General features: G+C 62.9%; 7 protein-coding genes. 6 read left to right on the top strand and 1 reads right to left on the bottom strand.

Features of this window, described 5'->3' with window-relative positions; genetic code table 11:
* Window positions 1-68 precede the first annotated feature (68 nt).
* The 5 genes from B3E94_RS03710 (at window position 69) to lpxC (ending at window position 5,453) form a co-directional block, all read left to right on the top strand.
* Entirely contained in the window at window positions 69-1,025 is a 957-nt protein-coding gene (locus B3E94_RS03710) for a D-alanine--D-alanine ligase (RefSeq protein ID WP_079226642.1), read from the top strand.
* Between the two features lie 5 nt (window positions 1,026-1,030).
* Window positions 1,031-1,900: a cell division protein FtsQ/DivIB gene (locus tag B3E94_RS03705; protein WP_079226643.1), complete on the top strand. Its 870-nt coding sequence runs from the start codon at window positions 1,031-1,033 to the stop codon at window positions 1,898-1,900.
* Window positions 1,901-1,914: 14 nt separating this feature from the next.
* Window positions 1,915-3,177, top strand: a complete 1,263-nt coding sequence (gene ftsA / locus B3E94_RS03700; protein WP_008097595.1) for a cell division protein FtsA — start codon at window positions 1,915-1,917, stop codon at window positions 3,175-3,177.
* Between the two features lie 55 nt (window positions 3,178-3,232).
* Window positions 3,233-4,429 carry a cell division protein FtsZ gene (ftsZ, locus tag B3E94_RS03695; RefSeq protein WP_003251871.1) on the top strand — a complete coding sequence of 399 codons (1,197 nt, stop codon included), beginning with the start codon at window positions 3,233-3,235 and terminating at the stop codon, window positions 4,427-4,429.
* 112 nt (window positions 4,430-4,541) lie between these two features.
* Window positions 4,542-5,453: a UDP-3-O-acyl-N-acetylglucosamine deacetylase gene (lpxC, locus tag B3E94_RS03690; protein ID WP_176512397.1), complete on the top strand. Its 912-nt coding sequence runs from the start codon at window positions 4,542-4,544 to the stop codon at window positions 5,451-5,453.
* A 47-nt stretch (window positions 5,454-5,500) separates the two neighbouring features.
* Here lpxC and B3E94_RS03685 read toward each other — a convergent pair whose 3' ends face one another.
* Window positions 5,501-5,956, bottom strand: a complete 456-nt coding sequence (locus B3E94_RS03685; RefSeq protein WP_236235245.1) for a DUF721 domain-containing protein — start codon at window positions 5,954-5,956, stop codon at window positions 5,501-5,503.
* Between the two features lie 301 nt (window positions 5,957-6,257).
* On the opposite strand from B3E94_RS03685, the gene secA reads away from it, so the two are divergent.
* Window positions 6,258-8,083 (top strand): preprotein translocase subunit SecA (gene secA, locus B3E94_RS03680; protein WP_286912364.1); only part of this gene is annotated, 1,826 nt, incomplete at its 3' end.

The following is an 8,083-nucleotide window of genomic DNA, read 5'->3' as shown; positions in this document are numbered from 1 at the left end:
GTCGGTGGCCTGGCCCCGCAACTGATGAAAAGCCCGCTGTTCGCTGGCGCCAAGCAGGAGAAGTCGAAATGACCAGCGCCTACGAACAACTGCACTCGACCCTGGACGTGAAAGCGTTCGGCCGCGTGGCCGTGTTGTACGGCGGCAAGAGCGCCGAGCGTGAGGTGTCGCTGAAGTCTGGCGCAGCGGTGCTCGACGCGCTGACCACTGCCGGTGTGGACGTGGTCGGCATCGACGTCGGTGACGACCTGCTGGCTCGCCTGCAGAACGAGAAGATCGACCGTGCCTTCATCATCCTCCACGGCCGTGGCGGTGAGGACGGCAGCATGCAGGGCCTGCTCGAGTGCCTGGGCATCCCCTACACCGGCAGCGGCATCCTCGCTTCGGCGCTGGCGATGGACAAACTGCGCACCAAGCAGGTGTGGCAGAGCCTGGGTATTCCGACCCCGCGCCACGCGGTACTGGGCAGCGAACACGATTGTGTTGCCGCCGGTACGGAACTGGGCTTCCCGTTGATCGTCAAACCGGCCCATGAAGGTTCCAGCATCGGCATGGCCAAGGTGAACAGCGTGGAAGAGCTGGTCGCCGCCTGGAAGGATGCCGCCCAATACGATTCGCAAGTCCTGGTCGAGCAATGGATTCACGGCCCGGAGTTCACCATCGCCGTTCTGCGTGGCCAGGTGCTGCCGCCGATCGCCCTGGGTACTCCGCACGTGTTCTACGACTACGACGCCAAGTACATCGCCAATGACACCCAGTACCGCATCCCGTGCGGCCTGGACAGTGCCAAGGAACAGGAACTGATCGACCTGACCGCGCGCGCCTGCGATGCCATTGGCATCGAAGGCTGGGGCCGGCTGGACGTGATGCAGGACGAGCAGGGCCGGTTCTGGCTGCTCGAAGTCAACACCGCACCGGGCATGACTGATCATAGCCTGGTGCCCATGGCGGCCCGCGCGGCCGGCCTGGACTTCCAGCAACTGGTGCTGGCGATCCTGGCTGAAAGCGTTGCGACGCGAGGTTAACCATCATGCAAGGCGCAATGATACGTCAGCAGCAACCCGTTACCGGCCGTAGCAAGCCGGTGCCGCGCGGTGCCAGCCGACTGGTGGCCGACGAGCCCGTATCGGCGCGCCTGCCGCGGCCCAGCCTGGGCGGCCTCAAGCGCCTGCTGTGGCCGATCGTGCTGGTGGCTGCAGGCTTCGGCGCCTATGAGGGCGCCATCCGCCTGATGCCTTATGCCGACCGGCCGATCACCAAGATCGACGTGCAGGGTGACCTCAGCTACATCAGCCAGCAGTCGGTGCAGCAGCGCATTGCGCCGTATGTGGCGGCGAGCTTCTTCAGCGTCGACCTCACGGCTATGCGTGCCGAGCTCGAGCAGATGCCGTGGATCGCCCACGCCGAAGTGCGCCGGGTGTGGCCGGACGAAGTGGTGATTCGCCTGGAAGAACAGCTGCCGGTGGCACGCTGGGGTGACGAGGCCCTGCTCAACAACCAGGGCCAGGCCTTCACCCCGCGCGAACTGGCCAACTACGAGCACTTGCCGCAGTTGGCCGGGCCGCAACGTGCCCAGCAACAAGTCATGCAGCAGTATCAGGTATTGAGCCAGATGCTGCGCCCCATGGGCTTTTCCATTGCTCGCCTGGAGCTGCGCGAGCGTGGCAGCTGGTTCCTGACCACAGGTGCGAGCAGCGCCGGGCCAGGCATCGAGCTGCTGTTGGGGCGCGACCATCTGGTGGAGAAGATGCGCCGTTTCATTGCCATTTACGACAAGACACTCAAAGAGCAGATCACCAATATCGCCCGCATTGATCTGCGTTACTCCAACGGACTTGCCGTTGGTTGGCGGGAACCGAACGCACCGACGACGGCCAAACCCGCCGTTGCGAAGAATTAGAGAGAGGCAGGACCATGGCAAACGCGCATAGCGGAAAAATGATCGTCGGGCTGGACATTGGCACCTCCAAGGTGGTGGCGCTGGTGGGTGAAGTGGGCGAAGACGGCACCCTCGAGATCGTGGGTATCGGCACCCATCCGTCCCGCGGCTTGAAAAAAGGCGTGGTGGTGAACATCGAGTCGACCGTGCAGTCGATCCAGCGCGCGGTGGAAGAAGCCCAGCTGATGGCCGGCTGCCGCATCCACTCGGCGTTCGTCGGCGTGGCCGGCAACCACATCCGCAGCCTGAACTCCCACGGCATCGTCGCCATCCGCGACCGTGAAGTCAGCGTTGCCGACCTCGAGCGTGTGCTCGACGCCGCCCAGGCCGTGGCCATTCCGGCCGACCAGCGCGTGCTGCACACGCTGCCGCAGGACTACGTGATCGATAACCAGGAAGGCGTGCGCGAGCCGCTGGGCATGTCTGGCGTACGTCTGGAAGCCAAGGTCCACGTGGTCACCTGCGCGGTCAACGCGGCGCAGAACATCGAGAAGTGCGTGCGCCGCTGCGGCCTGGAAATCGACGACATCATCCTCGAGCAGCTGGCTTCGGCCTACTCGGTGCTGACCGATGACGAGAAAGAGCTGGGCGTGTGCCTGGTGGACATCGGCGGCGGCACCACCGACATCGCCATCTTCACCGAGGGTGCGATCCGCCACACCGCAGTGATCCCGATTGCCGGCGACCAGGTCACCAACGACATCGCCATGGCCCTGCGTACGCCGACCCAGTACGCCGAAGAAATCAAGATCCGCTACGCCTGCGCCCTGGCCAAACTGGCCGGCGCCGGCGAGACCATCAAGGTGCCGAGCGTGGGTGATCGCCCACCGCGCGAGCTGTCGCGTCAGGCCCTGGCCGAGGTGGTGGAGCCACGTTACGACGAGCTCTTCACCCTGATCCAGGCCGAACTGCGCCGCAGCGGCTACGAGGACCTGGTGCCAGCCGGCATCGTTCTCACCGGCGGCACCGCGAAGATGGAAGGTGCCGTGGAACTGGCCGAGGAAATCTTCCACATGCCGGTACGCCTGGGCGTACCGCACAGCGTTCGGGGGCTGAGCGACGTGGTGCGCAACCCGATCTATTCCACCGGCGTGGGCCTGCTCACCTACGGCCTGCTCAAGCAGTCCGAGGACATGGTCCTGACCGGTAACAGCAACAGCAGCAACAACAGCTATGGCGATGAACCGAAGGCCCCAGTGCTTGAGCGCTTCAAGCGGTGGGTCCAGGGCAACTTCTAAGTTTCAAAGCAGTAGTGGTAGGCGCGACAACTAGAGAACTGTAAGGAGAGGGAAAATGTTCGAGCTCGTAGACAACGTCCCGCAAAGTCCGGTCATCAAGGTGATCGGCGTCGGCGGTGGCGGCGGCAACGCCGTCAACCACATGGTGAAGAGCAGCATCGAAGGCGTCGAGTTCATCTGCGCCAACACCGATGCCCAGGCGCTGAAAAACATCGGCGCACGCACCATCCTGCAACTGGGTACCGGCGTGACCAAGGGTCTGGGTGCCGGTGCCAATCCGGAAGTCGGCCGTCAGGCCGCGCTGGAAGACCGTGAGCGCATCGCCGAGGTGCTGCAGGGCACCAACATGGTGTTCATCACCACCGGCATGGGCGGCGGTACCGGTACCGGTGCGGCGCCGATCATCGCCGAAGTGGCCAAGGAAATGGGCATCCTCACCGTTGCGGTGGTGACCCGTCCGTTCCCGTTCGAGGGCCGCAAACGTATGCAGATCGCCGATGAAGGCATCCGCATGCTGGCTGAGAGCGTCGACTCGCTCATCACCATCCCCAACGAGAAGCTGCTGACCATCCTGGGCAAGGATGCCAGCCTGCTGTCCGCCTTTGCCAAGGCCGACGATGTACTGGCCGGTGCCGTTCGCGGTATCTCCGACATCATCAAGCGCCCAGGCATGATCAACGTCGACTTCGCCGACGTGCGCACCGTGATGGGCGAAATGGGCATGGCGATGATGGGTACCGGTTGCGCAAGCGGCCCGAACCGCGCGCGCGAAGCCACCGAAGCGGCAATCCGCAACCCGCTGCTCGAAGACGTCAACCTGCAGGGCGCCCGCGGCATCCTGGTGAACATCACCGCAGGTCCTGACCTGTCGCTGGGTGAATACTCCGATGTGGGTAGCATCATCGAAGCCTTCGCCTCCGACCACGCGATGGTCAAGGTCGGCACCGTGATCGACCCCGACATGCGTGACGAGCTGCACGTGACCGTGGTGGCCACTGGCCTGGGCGCGCGCATCGAGAAGCCGGTCAAGGTCGTCGACAACACCCTGCAGACCGCCCAGCAGGCTTACGAGGCCTCCAACCCGGCCCCGGTACGCCAGGAGCAGCCAGCGGTCAACTACCGTGACCTGGAGCGCCCGACCGTGATGCGCAACCAGGCCCACGCAGGTGCCGCAGCGGCAGCTAAACTCAACCCTCAGGATGACCTGGACTACCTGGATATCCCAGCCTTCCTGCGTCGTCAGGCTGATTAATGGAATTTATCAGGGGTATAAGGGTGATTGGTGTTCAGCAAAGGCCGGGTCTGTTATCATCCCCAGCCTTTGTTGATACCTGTTCGCAATTTGCGCTGAAGCGGCCAATGCCATGATTAGACAACGCACCCTGAAGAATACCATCCGTGCCACAGGCGTCGGCCTGCACTCCGGGGAGAAGGTCTACCTGACCCTCAAGCCTGCGCCTGTCGATACCGGCATCGTCTTCCGTCGCGCCGACCTCGACCCTGTGGTCGAAATCCCGGCGCGTGCGGCCAATGTCGGTGAGACCACCATGTCCACCACACTGGTCAACGGTGACGTCAAAGTCGATACGGTCGAGCACCTGCTCTCCGCCATGGCGGGCCTGGGCATCGATAACGCCTACGTCGAGCTCTCCGCCTCGGAAGTGCCGATCATGGATGGCAGCGCCGGTCCCTTCGTATTCCTGATTCAGTCTGCCGGCCTGGAAGAACAGGACGCAGCCAAGAAGTTCATCCGCATCCTGCGTGAAGTGACAGTGGAGGACGGCGACAAGCGCGCTACCTTCCTGCCTTTCGAAGGGTTCAAGGTGAGCTTCGAGATCGACTTCGATCATCCGGTCGTCAGCGGTCGGACCCAGAGTGCCAGCGTCGACTTTTCCAGCACGTCGTTCGTGAAGGAAGTCAGCCGCGCCCGCACCTTTGGTTTCATGCGTGACATCGAGTACCTGCGCAAGCACAACCTTGCGTTGGGTGGCAGTGTCGAGAACGCCATCGTGGTCGATGAAGACGGCGTGCTCAACGAAGACGGCCTTCGCTATGAAGACGAATTCGTCAAGCACAAGATCCTCGACGCCATCGGCGACCTCTACCTGCTGGGCAACAGCCTGATCGGCGAGTTCAAGGGCTACAAGTCCGGACACGCGCTGAACAACCAGCTGCTGCGCAAGCTCATTGCTGAAACCGATGCCTGGGAAGTGGTCACTTTCGAAGATGCCAGCACGGCACCGATCTCGTACATGCGCCCTGTTGCGGCCGTGTAAGTTCGAACACTCTCTAGTTCATTAAGGCCACCTTCGGGTGGCCTTTTTTATGGCTTGCCCTTGGCGTGGGCGGCCAGGCGCTCGAGTGCTTCGCGCAACTTGGGGTCGGCGATGCCTTCGGCGGTATCGCGAATGCTTTCGGCGGCGTTGTGCGACAGCTCGGTGGTATTGCCGCCGCGCTTGGCCGGCACCAGCGGCGGCTGCACCTTGTACAGGATGCGTTGCAGGTTGCCGAAGGCCTCGAGTGCCTGGAGCTGGCGCATCAGCCGTTTCTGCTGGTAGCGCAGGCGCGTGGCCCAATGCCCGTCGGTGACCACCAGCAACAGGGTGCCATCGCGCCACGAGGCGACATGGCAATGCTGGCGCGCAGCCGGCTGCAGCTGGCTTTCCAGCAGACGCTGCAAGTGTTCCAGGCGTTCGGCCTGGTTGAGCAGCAGGCGCAGCGGGCGAACCTGGCGCAGCAAGGCGGACGGCGGCTGGGCGGGGGAGGGTTTGAAGGCCATGGAGGTACGCATGAGGTTACAAGATCGCCAGTCTAACACCTCTGTCGTCTGTACCACCGGCAAGACGCAGGCACCTGCAAGACGCATTCTCAATACGTTTCATCATCCCCTGGGTTGAACTCAGGGAAAATGCCCCTATCTTAGAAAAGCCCCGCCTAAAGCGCTGTGCCAGCATCGTGGAAATCCACCACTTTCCTCACCATCGTTTCCGGGTAGAATGCTCGTTCGCATGCGGCCTCAGGGCTGCACGGGCGACTCATGGGGCCGCCCTCCATCCCTACGTGTGGAAGATCCTGCCGATATGTTTGCGCCTTTGTTAAAGAAACTTTTTGGAAGCAAGAACGAGCGTGAAGTCAAACGCATGCTCAAGACGGTGAACATCGTCAATGCCTTCGAAGAGAAAATGGTCGCCCTCTCCGATGAGCAACTGCGCGCCAAGACCGCAGAGTTCAAGGAGCGCCTGGCCAAAGGCGAGACACTGGACCAACTGCTGCCCGAAGCCTTCGCCGTGGCCCGCGAGGCCGGCAAGCGCGTGATGGGCATGCGCCACTTCGACGTGCAGCTGATCGGCGGCATGACCCTGCACGAGGGCATGATCGCAGAAATGCGTACCGGTGAAGGCAAGACCTTGGTCGGTACCCTGGCCGTCTACCTCAACGCGCTGTCCGGCAAAGGCGTGCACGTGGTCACGGTCAACGACTACCTGGCCCGTCGTGACGCCAACTGGATGCGCCCGCTGTACGAATTCCTCGGCCTGTCCGTGGGCATCGTCTCGGCCTTCCAGCCGCCGGAAGAGAAGCGCGCCGCCTATGCCGCCGACATCACCTACGGCACCAACAACGAATTCGGCTTCGACTACCTGCGCGACAACATGGCGTTCAGCCAGGAAGAGAAGTTCCAGCGCGACCTGAACTTCGCCGTGATCGACGAAGTCGACTCGATCCTCATCGACGAAGCCCGTACCCCGCTGATCATTTCCGGCCAGGCCGAAGACAGCTCCAAGCTGTACATCGAGATCAACCGCCTGATCCCGCGCCTGACCCAGCACATCGAAGAAGTCGAAGGCCAGGTCACCCAGGAAGGCCACTTCACCATCGACGAGAAGAGCCGCCAGGTCGAGCTCAACGAAGCCGGTCACCAGTTCATCGAAGAGATGCTCACCCAGGCCGGCCTGCTGGCCGAAGGCGAGAGCCTCTACTCGGCGCACAACCTGGGCCTGCTGACCCACGTCTACGCTGGCCTGCGTGCGCACAAGCTGTTCCACCGCAACGTCGAGTACATCGTCCAGGACGGCCAGGTCCTGCTGATCGACGAGCACACCGGCCGTACCATGCCGGGCCGTCGCCTGTCCGAGGGCCTGCACCAGGCCATCGAGGCGAAAGAGAACCTGAACATCCAGGCCGAGAGCCAGACCCTGGCGTCGACCACCTTCCAGAACTACTTCCGCCTCTACACCAAGCTGTCCGGCATGACCGGTACCGCCGACACCGAAGCGTTCGAGTTCCAGTCGATCTACGGCCTCAACGTGATGGTCATCCCGCCGAACAAGCCGCTGGCGCGCAAGGACTTCAACGACCTGGTGTACCTGACCGCCGACGAGAAGTACGCCGCGATCATTGCCGACATCAAGGAAAGCATGGCCCTGAGTCGCCCGGTGCTGGTGGGTACGGCGACCATCGAAACTTCCGAGCACATGTCGAACCTGCTGAAGAAGGAAGGTATCGACCACAAGGTGCTCAACGCCAAGTACCACGAGAAGGAAGCCGAGATCATCGCCCAGGCCGGTGCGCCGGGTGCACTGACCATCGCCACCAACATGGCCGGCCGTGGTACCGACATTCTCCTGGGCGGCAACTGGGAAGCCGAAGTGGCGGCCCTGGAAAACCCGAGCGCCGAGCAGATTGCCCAGATCAAGGCCGATTGGCAGAAGCGTCACCAGCAGGTGATCGAGTCGGGCGGCCTGCACGTGATCGCCTCCGAGCGCCACGAATCGCGCCGTATCGACAACCAGCTGCGTGGCCGTTCCGGCCGTCAGGGCGACCCGGGTTCGAGCCGCTTCTACCTGTCGCTGGAAGACAGCCTGATGCGCATCTTCGCCTCCGACCGGGTGAAGAACTTCATGAAGGC

The organism is Pseudomonas sp. UBA6315, from assembly GCF_002438125.1.
GTDB classification, from domain to species: domain Bacteria; phylum Pseudomonadota; class Gammaproteobacteria; order Pseudomonadales; family Pseudomonadaceae; genus Aquipseudomonas; species Aquipseudomonas faucium.
This window is presented reverse-complemented; position numbering and strand designations above follow the sequence as displayed.

Coding starts and splice junctions, on each gene's coding strand:
- B3E94_RS03710 (WP_079226642.1), top strand. CDS start 69: ATGACCAGCGCCTACGAACAACTGCACTCGACCCTGGACGTGAAAGCG.
- B3E94_RS03705 (WP_079226643.1), top strand. CDS start 1,031: ATGCAAGGCGCAATGATACGTCAGCAGCAACCCGTTACCGGCCGTAGC.
- ftsA (WP_008097595.1), top strand. CDS start 1,915: ATGGCAAACGCGCATAGCGGAAAAATGATCGTCGGGCTGGACATTGGC.
- ftsZ (WP_003251871.1), top strand. CDS start 3,233: ATGTTCGAGCTCGTAGACAACGTCCCGCAAAGTCCGGTCATCAAGGTG.
- lpxC (WP_176512397.1), top strand. CDS start 4,542: ATGATTAGACAACGCACCCTGAAGAATACCATCCGTGCCACAGGCGTC.
- B3E94_RS03685 (WP_236235245.1), bottom strand. CDS start 5,956: ATGGCCTTCAAACCCTCCCCCGCCCAGCCGCCGTCCGCCTTGCTGCGC.